Origin of the sequence: Mycobacterium sp. E3247 (assembly GCF_001667785.1) — a bacterium.
Lineage (GTDB): Bacteria > Actinomycetota > Actinomycetes > Mycobacteriales > Mycobacteriaceae > Mycobacterium.
The window spans coordinates 1-20,028 of record NZ_LZJG01000256.1; the positions used below are offsets into that span (position 1 = coordinate 1).

The window sequence follows — 20,028 nt, forward strand, 5'->3', positions numbered from 1 at the left end:
ATAGTGCCGCTGCAGTGCGAGACGCTCGCGCACCGCGGCGTCGGCCAGTTCCTGCGCACGGTCGCCGACGTCCAGCAGATCACCAACCCGGATCTTCGGTTGCTCGGCGCGTTGCCGACGTTGTACGACTCGCGGACCACTCATACCCGCGACGTGTTGCTGGACGTCGCCGACCGCTACAACCTGCCGGTGCTGGCCCCGCCGATCCCGCGGACGGTGCGTTTCGCCGAGGCCAGCGCCTCGGGCTCCTCGGTGATGTCGGGGCGCAAGAACAAGGGCGCGTCGGCCTACGCCGACCTGGCGAAGGCGTTGCTCAAGCACTGGAAGACCGGCAAGCCGCTGCCGACGTTCGCCGTCGAGGTCTAGCGGGCGCGGTTGTGCGCCTGCGGCTTTGATTGTGCGCCGTCGGCGAGCGCACCCGCGATATCAGCCCAGGGCCACCACGGCGTCGCCCCGCTGCTCGAACACCTGGGATCCCGCGACGGCCGGGACGACCGCGCGTCCGGGCTGGCCCGGCGCCCTGTTCACCGGGATGTAGCGCTCGTTGGCGCCACTGACGGGGTCGTAGACCCCGATCGCGCCGGTGACGGGCACCAGCAGCCGGCCCGCCATCATCGCGCCCGGCCCCAACGGCGCGGTCGTCGCGCCGGCGGCGATGGTGTAGCGCAGCGTCAGGTTGCCCGTCTCGAAAGCCATCACCGAATCGCCCGTCCACCAGGTGATCAGGCTGCCCGCGTGCGAAACCGCCCCCGGGCCGGACGGCGGCTTGGGCAGCAGGGTGCTCGACACGGTGGTGCCTGTTTCGTCGACCACGTCCACCCGCGGCTGCGGGGCGGGCAGATACACCGCCGTGTTGCTCTCCCAGACGGCCAGCACCCGGGCGCCCGAGTCCGCCGTGATCCCGGGTTCGGCGACGACGCGCTGCTGGGGTTCGTCGTCGTCCTTGCCGGGCCGCAGCAGCACCAGCCGCAGGTCGGCCTGGTTCACGCAGCTCTCCAGCACCGACACGGCCGACGAGCTGGCCGCCGCCGAGACCAGCCTGCAGCCGGAGTGCAGCCCGCGCGTCGGGGGCTTCACCCGCGCGTCGGTCTCGCCGTAGGCCACCATCCGGACCATGTCCGAGCGCCACAGTTCCACCCGAGTGTCGCCGGCCGACAGCACGGTGGTGCCGTCGGAGGACAGCCGCACGCGCGGGTCGGCGTAGCCGCTGCGGGCGGGCCCGCGGCGGCCCGTGGAACCGTCGAGCGTGCTCACCTGGCCGCATCCACGGTCGTCGCGGTAGACGGCGACGGCGAAGTGGTAGACCCAGGAGACCCCGCACAGGTCGCTGTCGCGCTGGTAGCTCCAGCGAGACAGCCCGGACCGGGGGTCGCGCCCGTCGACCCGGTGGCCGTCGCCGGTGATCACCGTGCCGCCGACCGCCACCGGTGCGGTGGTGGCCGGACTGGGCGCGGTCCACAGCTCCTTGAGCGTGGCCGGCACCTGCCGGGCGGGATTCTGGTTGGCCGCGGCGACAGCGGCCGGGCGGCTGATGGTGGCCCGGGCGTCGCTGGTCCACCAGATCAGCGAGGCGACGGCGGCGACCACGACCGCGATCGCCGCGGCGGCCAAGATGTCGCCCTTGGTGCGGCGTTCGGGTCTGACCATCCGTGGGCGCGCGGCCTAGTTGGCGTGCGCGCCGGCTTCGGCGGGCTTGCGGCGCCGACGCCGACGCCGGCTGGTCCCGGTGTTGCCGGACCCCTCGGCGGCGGCTTCGCCGCTGGTGGCGTCGGCAGCGGCGTTCCCGCCGGGGTGCCCGGTGACGGGCTGGCCGCCGCGGGTGCGCCGCCGCGGCGCGCCGGAACGGGCGCGCCCGGACCGCTCGGCCTTCTGGCCGTCACGCTCGGTGTTGCGCCGTGGGCCCTGCGGCTTCTTGGGCGCGCCGACGGTGCCGGTCGTCTCGGCGGGGATACCCAGTTCTTCGTAGAGGTGCGGGGAGCTCGAGTAGGTCTCGGCGGGTTCGGGGCAGTTCAGCCCCAGGGCCTTGTCGATCGTCGACCAGCGGGGCAGCTCGTCCCAGTCCACCAGGGTGACCGCGACGCCGGTCTTGCCGGCGCGGCCGGTACGGCCGATCCGGTGCACGTAGGCCTGCTCGTCCTCGGGGATCTGGTAGTTGATGACGTGCGTGACGTCGTCGATGTCGATACCGCGCGCGGCCACGTCGGTGGCGACCAGCACGTCGATATCTCCGGACCGGAATGCCTTGAGCGCCTTCTCCCGGGCGACCTGGTTCAGGTCGCCGTGCACGGCGCCGACCTTGAAGCCCCGCTCGGCCAGCTCGTCGGCGACCTTCTGGGCGGTGCGCTTGGTGCGGGTGAAGATCATGGTGGCGCCGCGGCCCTCGGCCTGCAGCACGCGGCTGACCAGCTCGATCTTGTCCAGGGCGTGGGCGCGGTAGACGAACTGCTCGGTCTTGTCGTGCACCGCCGACGAATGCGGTGCCTCCGCCCGGATGTGGGTGGGCTGCTTCATGAACGTGCGGGCCAGCGTGATGATGGGCCCCGGCATGGTCGCCGAGAACAGCATCGACTGCCGGTCGGAGGGGATCTGGCGCAGGATGCGCTCGATGTCGGGCAGGAAGCCCAGGTCGAGCATCTCGTCGGCCTCGTCGAGCACCAGCACCGAGAGCCCGCCGAGCTGCAGGTGGCCCTGCTGGGCCAGGTCGAGCAGTCGGCCGGGGGTGCCCACCACGACGTCGGCGCCGGCGCGCAGCGCGTCGATCTGGGGCTCGTAGGCACGCCCGCCGTAGATGGAGATGACCGCCAGCCGTCGGCCGTCCTCGGCGGTCAGGTACTTGGCCGCGGTGGCCAGGTCCTCGGTGACCTGCACGCAGAGCTCGCGCGTCGGCACCACGATCAGGGCGCGTGGCGTCCCGTTGAGCGGGCGCGTCGCGGCCTGGGCGGTGATGCGCTGCAGCAGCGGGACGCCGAAGCCGAACGTCTTGCCCATGCCGGTGCGCGCCTGGCCGATAAGGTCGTCGCCGGCGAGCGCCAGCGGCAGGGTCAACTCCTGGATCGCGAAGGGCCGCTCGATGCCCTTTTCCGCGAGGGCGCGCACGATTTCGTCGCGGACGCCGAGGTTGGCAAAGGTCAATTCAGTTGTGCTGGTCAGTGTGCTCATGCGTGGGTAGTACGCCTTTCGGTGACATATCGGTTTGTGTCGGTGTTTCTCTGTCGCGGTCACGCGCGCACGAGTTCCGACTCCGAATACGTCGCCGAGTCGCCGGCCCTGCTCGGGGCGGGCCAGCTGTGCACGCACATTTCGCCGATAGCGGCTCTTATTGCGGAAACACAGCCGCTATCTCCATACATGATAGCCGGTCGACAGCTGGCCCCATTTTGCGCCAGGTCCGCCGACTACAGTGTTGCCATGACCCGGCCCTCTTGGCAGCCCTCCGAAGCCGACCTGGAAGCCGACCGAGGGGACGGTCCGCCCGCCCCTCGCCTGCCGGCCGACCACCCGGGCGTCAACGAGTTGTTCGCGGTCCTGGCGTACGGCGAGATCGCCGCGTTCTATCGGCTGACCGACGAGGCTCGGATGGCCCCCAACCTGCGCGGACGGATCTCGATGGCGAGCATGGCCGCCGCCGAGATGCAGCACTACGAGCTGCTGCGCGACGCCCTGGAGGCCCGCGGGGTCGACGTGGTGTCGGCGATGTCGAAGTACGTCTCGGCGCTGGAGAACTACCACCGGCTGACGATGCCCAGCACGTGGCTGGAGGCGTTGGTCAAGACCTATGTCGGCGACGCGCTGGCCGCCGATCTGTACCTGGAGATCGCCGACGGGCTGCCCGACGAGATCGCCGGCGTGGTGCGGGCGGCGCTGTCGGAGACCGGGCATTCGCAGTTCGTCGTCGCCGAGGTGCGCGCCGCGGTGACCGCCAGCGGCAAGCAGCGCAGCCGGCTGGCGCTGTGGTCGCGTCGCCTGTTCGGTGAGGCGATCACGCAGGCGCAGTACCTGCTGGCCGACCATGACGAGCTGGTCGACCTGGTCGTGACGGGCACCGGCAGCCTGGGCCAGCTCAGCGCCTTCTTCGACCGGCTGCAGCAGACGCACGACCGGCGAATGCGTGAACTGGGTCTGAGCTGACGCTCAGCCGTGATCGCAAGCGCGGTGCAGTCGGGCGCAGCGGGTCACGGCCATCGGACTGAGCGGTGATCGCAAGCGCGGTGCAAGCGGGGCGCAGCGGGTCACGGCGATCGGACTGAGCCGTGATCGCAAGCGCGGTGCAGTCGGGCGCAGCGGGTTACGGCCATCGGACTCAGCGCGCGCAGGTCGCCAGGCTCGAGTTGTTGGCCGACGCGGCCACCAGTTGCCCCGAGGCGTTGACGATCGAGCAGTTGAGCCGCCCGTAGAAGCTGGTCGCGACCACCGACGGGTTCTGCACGCCGGGATTCAGGATCACCGCCTTGGTCCACGGCAGCGACACGTTGAACTCGGTCTGGGAGTAGCCCTGCCCATCGGTGTAGACGATGTTGACCAGGTCCAGCAGCTGCTTGGTGCCGGTGACGCTGTAGACGACGGTGCGCGGGTTCAGCGCGGCCGACGGCGGGGGCGTCAGCGTCAGGGGCGGCGTGGCGGTCGGCGTTCCGGTGGGCGCGAGGCTGGGTGATGCGCTGGGCGGCGGGGTCACCGTGGTGAACGTTTCGGGCGGCAACTGGGCCGTGCGCGAGGGGCTGGGCTGCGCGCTGGGCGCGGCCGAGCTCTTCGTGGTCGCCGGCGCGGACGTCACCGGCTGGGGCGCCGGCGCCAGGGTGGCCTTGGTCGAGGCGCTGTCGCCGCTGTTGATGATGACGGCGGTCGCGATCGCGCCGACGGCCACCACGGCGCCCAGGATCGCCGTGGCCGGGCGCCAGCGCAACTCGGCCGGCCAGCCGGTCCAGGTGTAGTCGCCCTCGGGGTAGGCGTCGGCTTCGTAGAGCTCATCGGTCTCGTCGTCGGGGTAGTCCCGCACCCTGTCGAGATCGGCCAGTGTGGTACCCATGGTGTCGAAGTTAGCGATGTGAAAGCACGGATCGGCCGTCGAACCCCGCAGTGCACACAGCTGGAAGCGAATCGTTATCCGCCCGCGACCGGGGCTTCGCCCGCCGCGAACCGCGTGGCGGGGACCGTCGGGGATGCCGGCCCGCCGCGTCCACTAGCCTGCAGCTGACAGGTCTGTCGACTTCAATACCTACGGAAGGGGTGACCGTGGAGGTCAAGATCGGTATTACGGACAGTCCGCGCGAGCTGGTGCTCTCCAGCGCGCAGACGCCGGCCGAAGTCGAAGAGCTGGTCAGCGCGGCGCTGAGCGAGGGGCCGGGCCTGCTGAGGCTGAACGACGAGCGGGGCCGCCGCTTCCTGGTGCACACCAGCAAGATCGCCTATGTCGAGATCGGGCCGGCCGACTCGCGCCGGGTCGGCTTCGGTATCGGCGCCGAAGTCGGCAAACTCACCGGGAAGGGCGCTAAAGGCGAGTAAGCGGCACGTGTGACAGCCCGCCCCAGGCGAACTGGACCGTGCCCTCGACGGCGTCCGCCTTGGAGATCGGGCGGTCGGAGTCCAGCCAGTAGCGGGCGCAGTCGACGCTGATGCCGACCAGCCCCACCGCGATCATCCGGGCGCGGTGCGGGTCCAGGCCCGAGTCCGCGCTGATCAACGCGAACACCGCGTCGATGCACGACTCGGTGGCGACCCGCACCTGCGCGGCCACCTCGGGTTCGGTGACGTAGTCGTTCTCGAAGATCAGGCGGTAACCCTGGCTGTCGTGCTCGATGAAGTCGAAGAACGCCTGGACCGCCGCGTGCAACCGCCTGCGGTTGTCGGTGGTGGTGTTCAACGCCTGCTGCACGCCGGAGACCAGGTTCTCGACGTGCCGGGCGAGCACCGCCAGGTAGAGCTCGAGTTTGCTCGAAAAGTGTTGATACAAAACCGGTTTGCTGACCCCGGCGCGCTCGGCGATCTCGTCCATGCCGGCGGCGTGATAGCCGCGGTCGACGAACACATCGCTGGCCACGATGAGCAGCTGGCCCCGGCGCTCGTCCCGGGGCAACCGGTTGCCGCGTCGGCTCGAGGCCGCGATGCCGTCCCCGGGCCGACCGCGGTCGGCCGACTTGACGGCACGCCGCGCCGCGGGTTTGGCGAGTTCGCTCATCGAGTCCTCATCTGATGTGTCGGCAACCGGCCGCCGGCACCAGTGGGCCAGCCGCGCGCGGCTCGTTGCGAGAGACATTACTACCCGAGCCATGCCCGCCGTTGTCGTCGCCGCCGTCGTCGCAGGCAGAAAGCGGTGTCGCCCGGCGCATTCGGGCGCGCCAAGGACGGCCGTACCGGCCGACTGTGTAATCCTGGGGAAATGACGTCCCAGCGGCCTTCGCGCGGCACCGGTCGCGTGCCGGTGCTGCGGGACGAGTGGCGGGAACCGCTTCGCGCCCTGCGCGACCCGGTCGCCCGCGACGCCGGACGGGCAAGGGCCGACCGGGAGCGGCCGCGGCAGTGGCGCAAACAGACCTGGCTGGGACGGTTCGTGTCCACCTACGGTTGGCGCGCGTACGCGCTGCCCGTTCTGGCGGTGGTGACCGTGCTGGTGGTCTACCAGACGATCACCGGCACCAGCGCCAGGAAGCCGGCAGCCAATCAGCCCATCCAGAGCCCGCAGGCGATCGGCGCGGTGGGCACGTCGATCATCGACGCGCCGCCACGCGGACTCGCGGCGTTCGACGCGAACCTGCCCGCCGGGACGCTGCCGGACGGCGGCCCGTTCACCGAGGCGGGCGACAAGACATGGCACGTGGTGCCCGGCACGACGCCGCAGATCGGCCAGGGCACCGTCAAGGTGTTTCACTACACCGTCGAGGTGGAGAACGGCGTCGACGAGACCATGTTCGGCGGCGACACCGCGTTCGCCGAGATGGTCGACCAGACGCTGGCCAACCCGAAGGGCTGGACCCACAACCCGCAATTCGCGTTCATCCGGATCGACGGAACCAATGGCGGAAACCCCGACTTCCGGATCTCCCTGGTGTCCCCGGTGACGGTCCGGGAGGGCTGCGGCTACGAATTTCGCCTTGAGACGTCCTGCTACAACCCGTCGTTCGGCAAGGACCGGCAGTCGCGGGTCTTCATCAACGAGGCGCGCTGGGTGCGCGGGGCCGTCCCCTTCGAGGGCGACGTCGGTTCGTATCGCCAGTACGTGATCAACCACGAGGTCGGCCACGCCATCGGGTACGTGCGCCACGAACCCTGCGAGCAGCAGGGCGCTTTGGCGCCGGTGATGATGCAGCAGACGTTCTCCACGTCGAACGACGATGCCGCCCAGTTCGACCCGGATTTCGTCAAGGCCGACGGGAAGACCTGCCGATTCAACCCCTGGCCGTTCCCGATCGCCTGACCGGTGAGTTGAATTCATTGCCGTGCACTTCTGCGGCTGGTGTGATGGTTGTGGACGACGAACCGCAGATCGAGACCGAGGAGATGTTCGGGCGTGTCGACATCCCAGACCGCACTGCCGCCTCTCGTGGAGCCGGCGGGGGAGCTGACCCGCGATGAGGTGGCCCGCTACAGCCGCCATCTGATCATTCCCGACCTGGGCGTGGACGGGCAGAAGCGGCTCAAGAACGCCCGGGTGCTGGTGATCGGCGCCGGCGGGCTCGGCGCGCCGGCGCTGCTGTACCTGGCCGCGGCCGGCGTCGGAACGATCGGCATCGTGGATTTCGACGTCGTCGACGAGTCCAACCTGCAGCGCCAGATCATCCACGGCGTGGCCGACGTCGGGCGGTCCAAGGCCCAATCCGCGCGGGAGTCGATCGCCGCGATCAACCCGCTGGTCCGGGTGCGCCTGCACGAGTTCCGGCTGGACTCGAGCAACGCCGTCGACCTGTTCGCGCAGTACGACCTGATCGTGGACGGCACCGACAACTTCGCCACCCGGTACCTGGTCAACGACGCCGCCGTGCTGGCCGGCAGGCCGTACGTGTGGGGGTCGATCTACCGGTTCGAGGGTCAGGTCTCGGTGTTCTGGGAGGATGCGCCCGGCGGTCGGGGCCTCAACTACCGCGACCTCTACCCCGAACCGCCGCCGCCCGGCACGGTGCCGTCGTGCGCGGAGGGGGGCGTGCTGGGCATCGTGTGCGCCTCGGTCGCATCGGTGATGAGCACCGAGGCGATCAAACTCATCACCGGGCTCGGAGAGTCGCTGCTGGGCCGGTTGATGCTCTACGACGCGCTGGAAATGTCCTACCGCACCATTGCGATCCGCAAGGACCCTGCGGCGCCGAAGGTCACCGAGTTGATCGACTACGAGCAGTATTGCGGCGCGGCGGCCGGCGACGTCGGTTCGCCCGTCGCCGGCTCCGCCATCACCCCGCGGGAACTGCGGGAGCTGCTGGATTCGGGCAGGAAGCTGGCGCTGATCGACGTCCGCGAGCCGGTCGAATGGGAGATCAACCACATCGACGGGGCCCAGTTGATCCCGCAGTCCTCGATCGATTCCGGTGACGGTCTGGCAAAGCTGCCGCAGGACCGGATGCCGGTGCTGTACTGCAAGACGGGTGTGCGGTCGGCCGCGGCCCTGGCGGCGGTGCGTAAGGCCGGATTCTCCGACGCGGTGCATCTGCAGGGCGGCATTGTGGCGTGGGCGCAGCAGATGCAACCCGACATGGTCATGTACTGACCCGATACGGCGTGCTTATTGGCGGCGACCCGCCGCGCCCGGCTTCGCCGCGCTCGCGATCGCCGCAGTGCTTTTGGGCGGCGACCCGCCGCGCCCGGCTTCGCCGCGCTCGCGATCGCCGCAGTGCTTTTGGGCGGCGACCCGCCGCGCCCGGCTTCGCCGCGCTCGCGATCGCCGCAGGTCCCCTCGTCTAAGCTTCCCGTGTGAATGTCGAGCCACCGCCGGAGCATGTGCTGGCGGCGTTTGGTTTGACCGGTGTGCAGCCCGTCTATCTGGGCGCTAGCTGGGAGGGCGGCTGGCGCTGCGGCGAAGTCGTCCTGTCACTGGTAGCCGACCACGCCAGGGCGGCCTGGTCGGCCCGGGTGCGGGAGACGCTGTTCGTCGACGGGGTTCGGCTGGCCCGCCCGGTCCGCTCGACGGACGGCCGATACGTGGTTTCCGGGTGGCGGGCGGACACCTTCGTCGCCGGAACGCCCGAGCCCCGCCATGACGAGGTGGTCTCGGCGGCGGTACGCCTGCACGAGGCCACCGGCAAACTGGAACGCCCCCGATTCCTGACCCAGGGGCCCACCGCGCCGTGGGGCGACGTCGACATCTTCATCGCCGCCGACCGCGCCGCCTGGGAGGAACGGCCGCTGGCCTCCGTGCCCCCGGGCGCCCGGACCGCTCCGCCGACGGCCGACGCCCAGCGGTCGGTGGAGCTGATCAACCAGCTGGCCACCTTGCGCCGGCCGACCAAGAGCCCGAACCAGGTGGTGCACGGAGACCTTTACGGCACAGTGCTTTTCGTCGGCACCGCGGCCCCGGGCATCACCGACATCACCCCCTACTGGCGGCCCGCGTCCTGGGCGGCCGGTGTCGTCGTCGTCGACGCCCTCTCCTGGGGTGAGGCCGACGACGGACTCATCGAGCGCTGGAACGCGTTGCCGGAATGGCCGCAGATGTTGTTGCGCGCCTTGATGTTCCGGCTCGCGGTCCATGCGTTGCATCCGCGGTCGACGGCCGAGGCGTTCCCCGGGCTGGCCCGCACCGCGGCGCTGGTCCGGCTGGTTCTCTAGCGACCGAAGTCGTGACGGATTTCGCGCAGCGCGATCCTGCCGTCGGTGGCCAGAACGCCCTCGGCGCGCAGTAGCTCCAGCTGCCGGGTGGTCAGGTGACGCGCCGGGCGCCCCGAGGCGGTGATCACCCGGTGCCACGGCAAATCCGAGGAGTCGGTCCGCATGATCCACCCGACGATGCGCGGGCTGGAAAGCCCTGCGACGTCGGCGATGTCGCCGTAGGTCGCGACCCTGCCGGACGGTATCGCCGCGACCAGCGCGCGCACCCGCTCGATCTGCTCGTCGGTCACCGGCGCCACGATCAGCCGGCTCCCAGCAGCTCGCGCGTCAGCGCCGCCACCTCCGCCGGCGCCGCGTAGGGCACCATGTGGTTGCAGTCGAAGTCCAGCAGCCGGAACCCCGATCCCAACCGGTCCTGCAGGCCGGTGATCAACTGGTCGCCGACGTACGGCGGCGACGTGCGCTTGGCCCGCACCAGCACCGTCGCCGTCCCGGCCGGCGGGAACACGATGTCGCGAGCCAGCTCGCTCCAGTACGCCATCATCGCCGGCAGGCTGACGCGCCAGCCGTACCGGCCGCCCGGCAGCTCGATCAGGTGCTCGTCGATCTCGGCGTCGAGCAGGGCGGGGTCCACATCCGACCAGGAGCCGTGCAGCTTTTCCAGGCGCGCCTCCCCGGCGTCGGGGTAGTCGGGCGAGGACAACATCGCGTCGGCGATCTCGCGCATCCACGCGCCGTCCAGCCCGACCGCCGGGTCGAGGAGCAGCAGCGCGGCAACGAGGTCCGGCCGCGTCGCGGCCAGCTGCATGGCGAGCCCGCCGCCGAAGGAGTGCCCCACCACCAGCACCGGCGCCTCGGCCACGTCGTCGAGCAGCGCGGCCATCGCGGCGACGTTGGCGTCGATGCTCCACGGCGCGTCCCACGACGACCTGCCGTGGCCGATCAGATCCGGTGCGGCGAAGGCGATTTCGGGCAGCAGGCCGGCCAGCTGCTGCCAGCGCTGCCCGTGGCCGGTCAACCCGTGCAGCGCCAGCACGCGCACCGGACCGGGCGGCCCGTAACGGTGTACGTGGAGGTCGGCGGTCACCGGTCGACCGCGCCGGCCGTGGACACGGCCGCTCGCGGGCTCAGCGCCCGTCCTCCCACTCGTCGTCGGTGGGGACGACGTAGGCCTGCTCGATCACGTCGGCCTCGTTCGCCTCGCGGTCGGCGGTGGTCAGATATTCGGTGTCCAAGCCGGCCTCGTCATCGAAGTCGACGGGCTGCAGCTGTTCCGCGGCGTCGCCCTCGGGCGCTTCGTCGCTGGGAAAGCCGCGTTCGACGTCTGTCACGATTACCTACCTTCCTGACCGTTGGTCGGGCTGTTCGCGGACTCCAGCGTAGGGGCCGCCGGCGGTTCGGGTTGGACCGACTTGTCAGACCCTGGTGATTGCATGCAGCCATGTCGTACACCTGGGACAGCGAGGCGCGGGCTCTGCTGCTGCCCGGTGCGCGCGGGCCGGTCCGGGTGCTGGGCGGGCCCGGCACCGGCAAGAGCAGCCTGCTGGTCGATGCCGCGGTCGCTCAGATCGACGCCGGCCTGGACCCGCAATCGGTTCTGCTGCTTACCGGTTCAGGCCGGCTGGGGACGACGGCGCGCGCCACGTTGACGACGGCGTTGCTGCGGCCCCGGGCCACCGGCCCCTGCCGGACCGCCGTCCGAGAACCGTTGGTGCGCACGGTGCACGGTTACGCGTACGCGGTCTTGCGGCGGGCCGCCGAGCGGGCCGGCGATGCGCCCCCTCGGCTGGTCACCAGCGCCGAACAGGACGCCATCATCAGGGAGTTGCTCGCCGGCGACCTCGAGGACGGCCCGCGCGGGGCGACGGCGTGGCCCGCCCATCTACACCCCGCGCTGACCACCGCGGGCTTCGCTACCGAGCTGCGAAACATGTTGGCGCGCTGCGCCGAACGCGGAGTGGACCCGCAGGAGCTGGAGCGCCTGGGCCGTCGTCACCGGCGACCGGAATGGGCGGCCGCCGGCCGGTTCGCCCGGCAGTACGAGCAGGTGATGCTGCTGCGGGCGGCGGTGGGAACGGCGGCCCCCCAGGCGACGACGCCCGCCCTGGGCGCCGCCGAGCTGGTGGGCGCCGCCCTGGAGGCCTTCGCCGTCGACCCCGAGCTGCTGGCCACCGAGCGGGCGCGGGTGCGGGTCTTGTTGGTCGACGACGCCCAGCAACTCGACCCGCAGGCGGCCCGCCTGGTCCGGGTGCTCGCGGCCGGCGCCGAGCTGGCGTTGATCGCCGGCGATCCCAACCAGGCGGTGTTCGGCTTCCGTGGCGGTGAATCCACCGGGCTGCTGGAGGGCGATGCACCGTCGGTGACGCTGACGGCCTCGCACCGCTGCGCGCCGGCGGTGGCGCGGGCCGTCAGCGGCGTCGCGCGCCGGCTGCCCGGCGGCAGCGGGGGCCGCCGGATCGAGGGCACCGGGCCCGAGGAGGGATCGGTCACGGTGCGCCTGGCCGCGTCGGCGCACGCGGAGGCGGCGATGATCGCCGACACGCTGCGGCGCGCGCACCTGGTCGACGGCGTGCCGTGGTCGCAGATGGCGGTCATCGTCCGCTCGGTGCCGCGGGCCGGCAGCCGGTTGCCGCGCGCGTTGGCCGCCGCGGGGGTGCCGGTGGCCGCGCCCACCGCAAGCGGACCGCTGTCCGACGAGCCCGCGGCCCGGGCGCTGCTCACCGTCCTGTCGGCCACCGCCGACGGGCTCGATGGCGAACGCGCGCTCGCCCTGTTGACCGGTCCCATCGGTCGCGTCGACCCGGTCTCGCTGCGGCAGCTGCGCCGAACACTGCAACGCTCCAACCCGGCCCCGGACGACGCCGCGGACCTGCTGGCCGGCGCGCTCTGCGCTGACGCGCCGCCGCCGGGCCGGCAGTTCCGCCCGGTGCATCGCGTCCGCGCCGTTCTGGACGCCGCCGCGCGCTGCCATCGTGCGGGCCAAGACCCGCGCTACACCCTGTGGGCCACCTGGCAGCGCTCCGGCTTGCAGCAGCGCTGGCTGGCGGCCGCCGAACGCGGCGGACCCGCCGGCGCGCAGGCCACCCGCGACCTGGAGGCGGTGACCGCGCTGTTCGACATCACCGATCAATACGTTTCCCGCACGTCGGGCGCGTCGCTGCGCGGCCTCGTCGAGCACGTCGCCGCGCTGCACCTGCCCGGCGTGAACCAGGAGCCGGTCTCGACCGTGGACCAGGTGCGGGTGCTCAGCGCGCACGCCGCATTGGGTCACGAATGGGACCTGGTGGTGATCGCGGGGCTGCAAGAGGGGTTGTGGCCCAACACCGCTCCGCGCGGCGGCGTGCTGGGCACCCAGCGGTTGCTGGACGTGCTTGACGGCGTCACCGGCGACGCGTCGGTGCGGGCGCCCCTTTTGGCCGAGGAACGGCGCCTGCTGGTGGTGGCCATGGGCCGGGCCCGCCGCCGCTTGCTGGTGACGGCCGTGGACAGCGACACCGGCGGAGCGGACTGCGAGGCCGCGCTGCCGTCCGCGTTCTGCGACGAACTCGCCCGGTGGGCAGACGACGGCGGCGACGCCGCGGCCGCGGAACCCGTCTCGGCGCCCCGGGTGCTGTCCGCCGCCGCGCTGGTCGGCCGGCTGCGAGCTGTCGTGTGCGCACCGGACGGCGCCGTCGACGACGCCGAGCGCGCCTGCGCAGCGAGGGAACTGGCGCGACTGGCCCGGGCCGGTGTCCCGGGCGCCGAGCCGGCGGCCTGGCACGGGCTGGTCCCGGTCAGCACCAGCGAACCGCTGCGTGGCGACGGCGAGGCGGTCACGTTGACCCCGTCGACCCTGCAGATGCTCAACGACTGCCCGCTGCGCTGGCTGGCCGAACGGCATGGTGGAACCAACCCGCGTGATCTGCGCTCCACCATCGGTTCGGTGCTGCACGCCCTGGTCGCCGAGCCGCAGCGGAGTGCAACCGAGTTGCTGGCCGAGCTGGACCGCGCGTGGCGGCATCTGCCGTTCGAGGCCGACTGGCATTCGGCCAACGAGCTGGAGCGCCACCGCGCGATGATCGAGGCCTTCGTCGAATGGCGGGCGCGGACCCGGGGCGAGCTGACCGAGGTCGGCGTCGAAGTCGAGATTGACGGAACCCTCGGCGCGTCCGCCGATGGCGGGGGCGAGGTCCGGCTGCACGGACGGGTCGACCGGCTGGAGCGCGACGCCGCCGGCCGCCTGGTGATCGTCGACATCAAGACCGGCAAGACGCCGGTCAGCAAAGACGATGCCCAACAACACGCCCAGCTGGCGATGTATCAGCTGGCCGTGGCCGAGGGAATTGTGACCGGGGAGCCGGCCGATTCCGAACCGGGCGGCGCGCGGCTGGTGTACCTCGGCAAGGCCGGGGCCTCGGGCGCCACCGAGCGCGAACAGGATCCGCTGACGCCGGCCGCCCGCGACGAATGGCGCCGGCTGGTGCGGCGCGCGGCCGAGGCGACCGCCGGGCCCCGGTTCGTCGCCCGGCGCAACGACGGGTGCTCGCACTGCCCCGTGCGGCCCTCGTGCCCGGCCCACGCCGACGGGGCGGCGCAGTGAACGCGCGCTACAGCCCCGCCCAATTAGCTTGCGCGCTAGGGCTTTTCCCACCCACCGAGGAGCAGGCTGCCGTCATCGCGGCACCGCCCGGTCCGCTGGTCGTCATCGCCGGCGCCGGCGCGGGAAAGACCGAGACCATGGCCGCGCGGGTGGTGTGGCTGGTCGCCAACGGCTACGCCGAGCCCGGCCAGGTGCTGGGGCTGACGTTCACCCGCAAGGCCGCCGGCCAGCTGCTGCGCCGGGTGCGGTCCCGGCTGGCCCGGTTGGCCGGCGTCGGGTTGGGCCCCGACGGAGCGGCTCCCGAGGAACCGGCGGGTGTGCCGACGGTCAGCACCTACCACGCCTTCGCGGGTTCGCTGATCCGCGACTACGGGTTGTTGCTGCCCATCGAGCCGGACACCCGGCTGCTCGGCGAGACCGAGCTGTGGCAGCTGGCCTTCGACGTCGTGAGCGGGTACCGGGGCCAGCTGCATACCGACAAGACCCCCGCCGCGGTGACGTCGATGGTGCTGCGGTTGTGGGGGCAACTGGCCGAACATCTGGTGGACACCCGCCAGCTCGGCGATACCCATCTGGAGCTGGAGCGGCTGATCCACACCCTGCCGGCGGGTCCCTATCAGCGTGAGCGGGGGCCCAGCCAATGGCTGCTGCGGCTGCTGGCCACCCAGACCCAGCGCGCCGAGCTGGTGCCGCTGCTCGACGCGCTGCACGAGCGCATGCGCGCCGCGAAGACCATGGACTTCGGCGTGCAGATGGCCTGCGCGGCGCGGCTGGCGGCGAACTTCCCGCAGGTGGGCGAGGACCTGCGGGGCCGCTACCGGGTGGTGCTGCTCGACGAATACCAGGACACCGGGCAGGCCCAGCGGGTCGCCCTGTCGGCGCTGTTCGGCGGTGGCGCCGACGACGGGCTGGCGCTGACCGCCGTCGGCGACCCGATCCAGTCGATCTACGGCTGGCGCGGCGCCTCGGCGACCAACCTGCCGCGCTTCACCACCGACTTCCCCCTCTCCGACGGCAACCCGGCGCCGGTTCTGGAGCTGCGGACGAGCTGGCGCAACCCGCCGCGGACCCTGCAGCTGGCCAACGCCATTTCGGCGGAGGCGCGCCGCAGATCGGTCGCCGTCCATGCCCTGCGGCCGCGCCCGGACGCCCCGCCCGGGACCGTCCGCTGCGCATTGCTCGCCGATGTGCAGTCCGAACGGGAGTGGATCGCCGACGAGGTCGCCGCGCGGTACCGGGCGGCCCGGGCCGACGGCGTGAGCCCGCCGACCGCCGCGGTTCTGGTGCGCCGCAACGCCGACGCCGCTCCGATCGCCGATGCCCTGCGCGCCCGGGGAGTCCCGGTCGAGGTGGTCGGACTGGCGGGGCTGCTCTCGGTCCCCGAGGTCGCCGACGTCGTGGCGATGCTGCGGCTGGTCGCCGACCCGACCGCGGGCGCGGCGGCGATGCGGGTGCTCACGGGCCCGCGCTGGCGCCTCGGGGGCCGGGACATCGCCGCGCTCTGGCGGCGCGCCCGCCAACTCGCCGACGCCCCGAGCGCGGGTGCGGCCGCCGCGCCGGAATCGATCGCGATGGCCGCGGGCCCGGACGCCGACGCCGCGTGCCTGGCCGATGCCCTCGCCGATCCCGGCCCGGCCGAAGCGTATTCGGCCGCGGGATATCGGCGTGTCGCCGCGCTGGCCGCCGAGTTGCGCGCCCTCCGCGGCCACCTGGGCCATTCGCTGCCGGACCTGGTCGCCGAGGTGCGCCGGGTGCTGGGCGTCGATTGCGAGGTCCGTGCCGCGGCGGGCGCGAACGCGGGCTGGACCGGCACCGAACACCTCGACGCGTTCGCCGACGTCGTCGCCGGCTACGCCGAGCGGGCCGACGCCGCCGGCGGACCGGACCGTTGCGCAACGACATCGGTGTCGGGGCTGCTGGCCTTTCTGGACGTGGCGGAGTCGGTCGAGAACGGGTTGCCGCCCGCCCCGGTGGTGGCCGCGCGTGACCGCGTCCAGGTGCTCACGGTGCACTCCGCCAAGGGGCTGGAGTGGCAGCTGGTGGCGGTGGCGCACCTGTCGGGCGGCGTCTTCCCGTCGACCGCCTCCAGGAGCTCCTGGCTCACCGACGCGGCCGAGCTGCCACCCCTGTTGCGGGGCGACCGCGCCTCGGCGGGCGCACTCGGCATCCCGGTGCTGGACATCACCGACGTCACCAATCGAAAGCAGCTGTCCGACAAGATCTCCGAGCATCGCCGCCAGCTCGAACAGCGGCGCGTCGACGAGGAGCGCCGACTGCTGTATGTCGCCATCACGCGGGCCGAGGACACCCTGTTGGTGTCGGGTCACCATTGGGGTGCCACCGGGATCAAACCGCGCGGCCCGTCGGACTTCCTGTGCGAGATCAAGGAGGTCATCGACCGTTCGGCCGCGGCCGGCGAGCCCTGCGGGGTGGTGGACCGGTGGGCGCCCGCGCCCGCCGACGGTGACCGGAACCCGTTGCGCGGCAACACTCTCGAGGCCGTCTGGCCCGCCGACCCGCTGGCCGCCCGGCGCATCGATGTCGAGCGCGGCGCGGCGTTGGTCACCCGTGCGATGTCGGGCGACGGGGGAGAGCGGGGTGCCGACATCGAGGGTTGGGCCACCGACGTCGACGCGCTACTGGCCGAGCGTGCGCGGTTGGCCGCACCGCCCGCCGGGGCGTTGCCCAGCCAGCTGTCGGTGAGCGGCCTGGTGGACCTGGCGCGAGACCCTGCGGGCGCGGTGCGGCGTCTGAGGCATCGGCTGCCGGCCCGCCCGGATCAGCATGCGTTGCTGGGCAACGCATTTCACGCCTGGGTTCAGCAGTTCTACGGCGCCGAGTGCCTGTTCGATCTCGCCGACCTGCCGGGCGCGGCGGACTCCGGCGTGGGCGATACCCGGGAATTGGCCGGGTTGCAGGCCGCGTTCGCCGAATCGCCGTGGGCGGCGCGCACCCCGATCGCCGTGGAGGTGCCGTTCGAGATGCCGATCGGCGCCACTCTGGTGCGGGGCCGCATCGACGCGGTGTTCGCCGACCCCGACGGCGGCGCCACGGTCGTGGACTGGAAGACCGGCGAACCGCCGCACGGACCGGAGGCCATGCGGCAGGCCGCCGTCCAGCTCGCCGTCTACCGCTTGGCGTGGGCCGCGTTGTCGGGTGTTGCGGAATCGTCGGTGCGGACGGCCTTCTATTACGTGCGCGCCCGCACCACGATCGCTCCCGACGATCTGCCCGCTCCCGACGAACTGGCCGGGTTGGTGGCCGGTCCCGGGTGACCCGCGCTGCCCGAGTACCGGGGGCGGGATCGTGGTTTCATTGAGGCGTGCGTGTCTCCTGCGCTGGCGTCGAGCCGATCACGGACCGCCGTGCGCAACGGTAAGTCCCGGCAACTGAGCAGTCTGGAAGAGACGCTGTCCGCCCAGCGAGGCCATCAGTTGGTCGGCGTGGTGCGCATCCCCGAGGAGCACGCCAGCCCCATCCGCGTCATCACCCGCCGGGTGGCCATCGCCTTGGTGGTGTTGTTCGCCGCGGCCGTCATCGTCTACGCGGACCGCAACGGGTACCGCGATGTGCGGGGCCAGCCGCTGACATTCCTGGACTGCCTGTACTTCTCGGCGGTGTCGCTCTCGACGACCGGCTACGGCGACATCACCCCGTACACCGAAACCGCGCGCTTGGTGCACACCCTGATCTTCACGGCGCTGCGGATCGCCTTCCTGGCCGTGTTGGTCGGTACGACCTTGGAAGTGCTCTCCGAGCGGTCCCGGCAAGGGTGGAAGATTCAGCGTTGGAGGAGCAGAGTGCGCAACCACACGATCGTGATCGGCTACGGCACCAAGGGGAAGACGGCGGTCGCCGCCATCCTCGGTGACGAGGCCGCCCAGGGCGACGTCGTCGTCGTCGATACCGATCGGACCACCCTCGAGCACGCCGCCAGCGCCGGGCTGGTCACCGTGCACGGCGACGCCACCAAGGCCGACGTGCTGCGGCTGGCCGGCGCGCAACACGCGGCCTCGATCATCGTGGCCACCAGCCGCGACGACACCGCGGTGCTGGTGACGTTGACCGCGCGGGAGATCGCGCCCAACGCCAAGATCGTGGCGTCCATCCGGGAGGCCGAAAACCAGCACCTGCTGCAGCAATCGGGCGCGGACTCGGTGGTGGTGTCCTCGGCGACCGCCGGGCGCCTCCTCGGCCTGGCCACGACCACGCCCAGCGTCGTGCAGATGATCGAGGACCTGCTGACCCCCGACGTCGGGCTGGCGATCGCCGAGCGGGAGGTGGAGCCGGCCGAGGTCGGCGGCTCCCCGCGGCATCTGCGCGACATCGTGCTCGGCGTGGTGCGCGACGGCCAGCTGCTGCGCATCGGGGCGCCCGAGGTGGACGCCGTGGAGGCCAACGACCGGCTGCTCTACATCCGGCAGGCCGGGCACTGATGGCGATCGCGGACTTTCAGCTGCACAACGTCCCGTTGCTGTCGCGTGTCGGTGCCGACCGCGCCGACCAACTGCGCACCGACGTCGAGGCGGCCGCCGCCGGGTGGGCCGACGCGGCGCTGCTGCGGGTGGATTCGCGCAGCCAGGTCCTGGTCGCCGACGGCCGGGTGGTGCTCGGCGCCGCGGCCCGGCTGGGCGACACGCCGCCACCGGATGCGGTGTTCCTGGGCCGCATCGGCAACGACCGGCACGTGTGGGCCGTCCGCGGCGCGCTGGAGGCGCCCGAGGACCCGGACGTGCGCGCCGAGGTGGTGAACCTGCGCGGGCTCGGCTCCATCCTGGACGACACCAGCAGCCAGCTGGTGTCGTCGGCGCTCGCGCTGCTCAATTGGCATGACTCCGCCCGGTACAGCTCTGTGGACGGTTCACCGACCAGGCCGGCGCGGGCGGGCTGGGCGCGAGTCAACCCCGTCACCGGTCACGAGGAGTTCCCGCGCATCGACCCGGCGGTGATCTGCCTGGTCCACGACGGCGGTGACCGCGCGGTGCTGGCCCGCCAGGCGGTGTGGCCGGAGCGGATGTTCTCGCTGCTGGCCGGATTCGTCGAGGCCGGTGAATCGTTCGAGGTCTGCGTCGCGCGCGAGATCCGCGAGGAAATCGGCCTGTCCGTGAGCGACGTGCGTTACCTGGGCAGCCAGCCGTGGCCGTTTCCCCGCTCGCTGATGGTCGGCTTCCACGCCGTCGCGGACCCTGCGGAGGACTTCTCGTTCAACGACGGCGAGATCGCCGAGGCGGCCTGGTTCACCCGCGACGAGGTGCGCGCGGCGCTGGCGGCCGGCGACTGGTCCAGTTCGGCGGAGTCGAAGTTGCTGCTGCCGGGGTCGATCTCGATCGCGCGGGTGATCATCGAGTCCTGGGCCGCGATCGACTGACCCCTACTTGATGCGGTCGGTCACCGTCTGCAGGACCCTGTCGGCGACCTGCTCGGTGGGTTCGATGCCGAGCACGCCGACGGACACCAGCACCGAAGACTTCACCGTGTACAGGTGAATCCACCCGTCGGAGCTGAGCTTGAGCGTCTGCGTGTCCGGCTTGTTCAGGACGAAGTCGTAGCCGGTGTGATGCAGCGAAACGCACTGGTCCAGTGTCGCGTTCAGCTGGTTGAGCGCTCCGCGCGCGGCGGTCGCGTCGGGATAGACGGCGACGGTGTTGGTGATCTCGTTGATCGGGGCGATGCCGCCGGGCCTCAGGTCGTCGGTCGAGCCG

The 20,028-nt window shown here is 71.9% G+C and carries 18 protein-coding genes; 10 read left to right on the forward strand and 8 right to left on the reverse strand.

Annotation, left to right across the window (positions count from 1 at the left end; all coding sequences use genetic code 11):
* The coding region (locus tag A9X04_RS14170) for a ParA family protein (RefSeq protein WP_197509166.1) at positions 1-366 on the forward strand (366 nt) is incomplete at its 5' end.
* 60 nt (positions 367-426) lie between these two features.
* Here the strand turns inward: A9X04_RS14170 and A9X04_RS14175 are convergent.
* Both A9X04_RS14175 and A9X04_RS14180 read right to left on the reverse strand, forming a co-directional pair.
* Entirely contained in the window at positions 427-1,647 is a 1,221-nt protein-coding gene (locus A9X04_RS14175) for a hypothetical protein (protein WP_067921329.1), read from the reverse strand.
* 15 nt (positions 1,648-1,662) lie between these two features.
* Positions 1,663-3,159 (reverse strand): DEAD/DEAH box helicase, encoded by a 1,497-nt coding sequence (locus A9X04_RS14180; protein ID WP_067921332.1) that lies wholly within the window; start codon positions 3,157-3,159, stop codon positions 1,663-1,665.
* Positions 3,160-3,408: 249 nt separating this feature from the next.
* Here A9X04_RS14180 and A9X04_RS14185 point away from each other — a divergent pair, with 249 nt between their 5' ends.
* Complete coding sequence (locus A9X04_RS14185) at positions 3,409-4,128, forward strand: ferritin-like fold-containing protein (RefSeq protein WP_067921335.1); 720 nt, start codon at positions 3,409-3,411, stop codon at positions 4,126-4,128.
* 172 nt (positions 4,129-4,300) lie between these two features.
* Here A9X04_RS14185 and A9X04_RS14190 read toward each other — a convergent pair whose 3' ends face one another.
* Positions 4,301-5,023: an MmpS family transport accessory protein gene (locus A9X04_RS14190; protein ID WP_067921337.1), complete on the reverse strand. Its 723-nt coding sequence runs from the start codon at positions 5,021-5,023 to the stop codon at positions 4,301-4,303.
* A gap of 206 nt (positions 5,024-5,229) precedes the next feature.
* On the opposite strand from A9X04_RS14190, the gene A9X04_RS14195 reads away from it, so the two are divergent.
* Positions 5,230-5,499, forward strand: coding sequence for a DUF3107 domain-containing protein (locus A9X04_RS14195; RefSeq protein ID WP_067921359.1), 270 nt, complete (start codon positions 5,230-5,232; stop codon positions 5,497-5,499).
* On the opposite strand, the gene A9X04_RS14200 is transcribed toward A9X04_RS14195, so the two are convergent.
* Entirely contained in the window at positions 5,486-6,172 is a 687-nt protein-coding gene (locus tag A9X04_RS14200; protein ID WP_067921339.1) for a TetR/AcrR family transcriptional regulator, read from the reverse strand. The genes A9X04_RS14195 and A9X04_RS14200 overlap by 14 nt on opposite strands.
* A 201-nt stretch (positions 6,173-6,373) precedes the next feature.
* Between A9X04_RS14200 and A9X04_RS14205 the strand changes: the two genes are divergently transcribed.
* The 3 genes from A9X04_RS14205 to A9X04_RS14215 all read left to right on the forward strand — a co-directional run bounded on the left by A9X04_RS14205 (position 6,374) and on the right by A9X04_RS14215 (position 9,747).
* Positions 6,374-7,408, forward strand: a complete 1,035-nt coding sequence (locus A9X04_RS14205) for a DUF3152 domain-containing protein (protein ID WP_231985727.1) — start codon at positions 6,374-6,376, stop codon at positions 7,406-7,408.
* 93 nt (positions 7,409-7,501) lie between these two features.
* Positions 7,502-8,689: an adenylyltransferase/sulfurtransferase MoeZ gene (gene moeZ, locus A9X04_RS14210; protein ID WP_067921343.1), complete on the forward strand. Its 1,188-nt coding sequence runs from the start codon at positions 7,502-7,504 to the stop codon at positions 8,687-8,689.
* A 203-nt stretch (positions 8,690-8,892) separates the two neighbouring features.
* Complete coding sequence (locus tag A9X04_RS14215) at positions 8,893-9,747, forward strand: TIGR02569 family protein (protein ID WP_067921345.1); 855 nt, start codon at positions 8,893-8,895, stop codon at positions 9,745-9,747.
* Here the strand turns inward: A9X04_RS14215 and A9X04_RS14220 are convergent.
* Genes A9X04_RS14220 through A9X04_RS14230 form a run of 3 tightly spaced genes read right to left on the reverse strand, consistent with a single transcriptional unit; the run spans position 9,744 to position 11,078 of the window.
* Positions 9,744-10,046, reverse strand: a complete 303-nt coding sequence (locus A9X04_RS14220; RefSeq protein ID WP_067921347.1) for an MGMT family protein — start codon at positions 10,044-10,046, stop codon at positions 9,744-9,746. The genes A9X04_RS14215 and A9X04_RS14220 overlap by 4 nt on opposite strands.
* A gap of 2 nt (positions 10,047-10,048) precedes the next feature.
* A complete protein-coding gene (locus A9X04_RS14225) occupies positions 10,049-10,834 on the reverse strand; it encodes an alpha/beta fold hydrolase (protein WP_067921349.1) in 786 nt (261 codons plus the stop codon).
* A 40-nt stretch (positions 10,835-10,874) separates the two neighbouring features.
* The gene (locus A9X04_RS14230; protein WP_067921351.1) at positions 10,875-11,078 is read right to left on the reverse strand and encodes a hypothetical protein; all 204 of its coding nucleotides are present in this window, start codon (positions 11,076-11,078) and stop codon (positions 10,875-10,877) included.
* A gap of 110 nt (positions 11,079-11,188) precedes the next feature.
* Here A9X04_RS14230 and A9X04_RS14235 point away from each other — a divergent pair, with 110 nt between their 5' ends.
* The 4 genes from A9X04_RS14235 (at position 11,189) to nudC (ending at position 19,694) form a co-directional block, all read left to right on the forward strand.
* A complete protein-coding gene (locus A9X04_RS14235) occupies positions 11,189-14,326 on the forward strand; it encodes an ATP-dependent DNA helicase (RefSeq protein ID WP_067921353.1) in 3,138 nt (1,045 codons plus the stop codon).
* A complete protein-coding gene (locus A9X04_RS14240) occupies positions 14,293-17,601 on the forward strand; it encodes an ATP-dependent helicase (RefSeq protein WP_369828960.1) in 3,309 nt (1,102 codons plus the stop codon). Before A9X04_RS14235 ends, A9X04_RS14240 begins: the two co-directional genes overlap by 34 nt.
* Positions 17,602-17,691: 90 nt before the next feature.
* A complete protein-coding gene (locus A9X04_RS14245) occupies positions 17,692-18,762 on the forward strand; it encodes a TrkA family potassium uptake protein (protein WP_067921355.1) in 1,071 nt (356 codons plus the stop codon).
* Positions 18,762-19,694 (forward strand): NAD(+) diphosphatase, encoded by a 933-nt coding sequence (gene nudC, locus A9X04_RS14250; RefSeq protein WP_067921357.1) that lies wholly within the window; start codon positions 18,762-18,764, stop codon positions 19,692-19,694. The genes A9X04_RS14245 and nudC overlap by 1 nt, the downstream gene beginning before the upstream one ends.
* A 3-nt stretch (positions 19,695-19,697) precedes the next feature.
* Here the strand turns inward: nudC and A9X04_RS14255 are convergent.
* Positions 19,698-20,028 (reverse strand): sensor domain-containing protein (locus A9X04_RS14255; RefSeq protein ID WP_197509167.1); only part of this gene is annotated, 331 nt, incomplete at its 5' end.

What these genes read in the sequence shown, in the direction of transcription:
- A9X04_RS14175 (WP_067921329.1), bottom strand. Translation starts at nt 1,647, where the DNA reads ATGGTCAGACCCGAACGCCGCACCAAGGGCGACATCTTGGCCGCCGCG.
- A9X04_RS14180 (WP_067921332.1), bottom strand. Translation starts at nt 3,159, where the DNA reads ATGAGCACACTGACCAGCACAACTGAATTGACCTTTGCCAACCTCGGC.
- A9X04_RS14185 (WP_067921335.1), top strand. Translation starts at nt 3,409, where the DNA reads ATGACCCGGCCCTCTTGGCAGCCCTCCGAAGCCGACCTGGAAGCCGAC.
- A9X04_RS14190 (WP_067921337.1), bottom strand. Translation starts at nt 5,023, where the DNA reads ATGGGTACCACACTGGCCGATCTCGACAGGGTGCGGGACTACCCCGAC.
- A9X04_RS14200 (WP_067921339.1), bottom strand. Translation starts at nt 6,172, where the DNA reads ATGAGCGAACTCGCCAAACCCGCGGCGCGGCGTGCCGTCAAGTCGGCC.
- A9X04_RS14205 (WP_231985727.1), top strand. Translation starts at nt 6,374, where the DNA reads ATGACGTCCCAGCGGCCTTCGCGCGGCACCGGTCGCGTGCCGGTGCTG.
- A9X04_RS14235 (WP_067921353.1), top strand. Translation starts at nt 11,189, where the DNA reads ATGTCGTACACCTGGGACAGCGAGGCGCGGGCTCTGCTGCTGCCCGGT.
- nudC (WP_067921357.1), top strand. Translation starts at nt 18,762, where the DNA reads ATGGCGATCGCGGACTTTCAGCTGCACAACGTCCCGTTGCTGTCGCGT.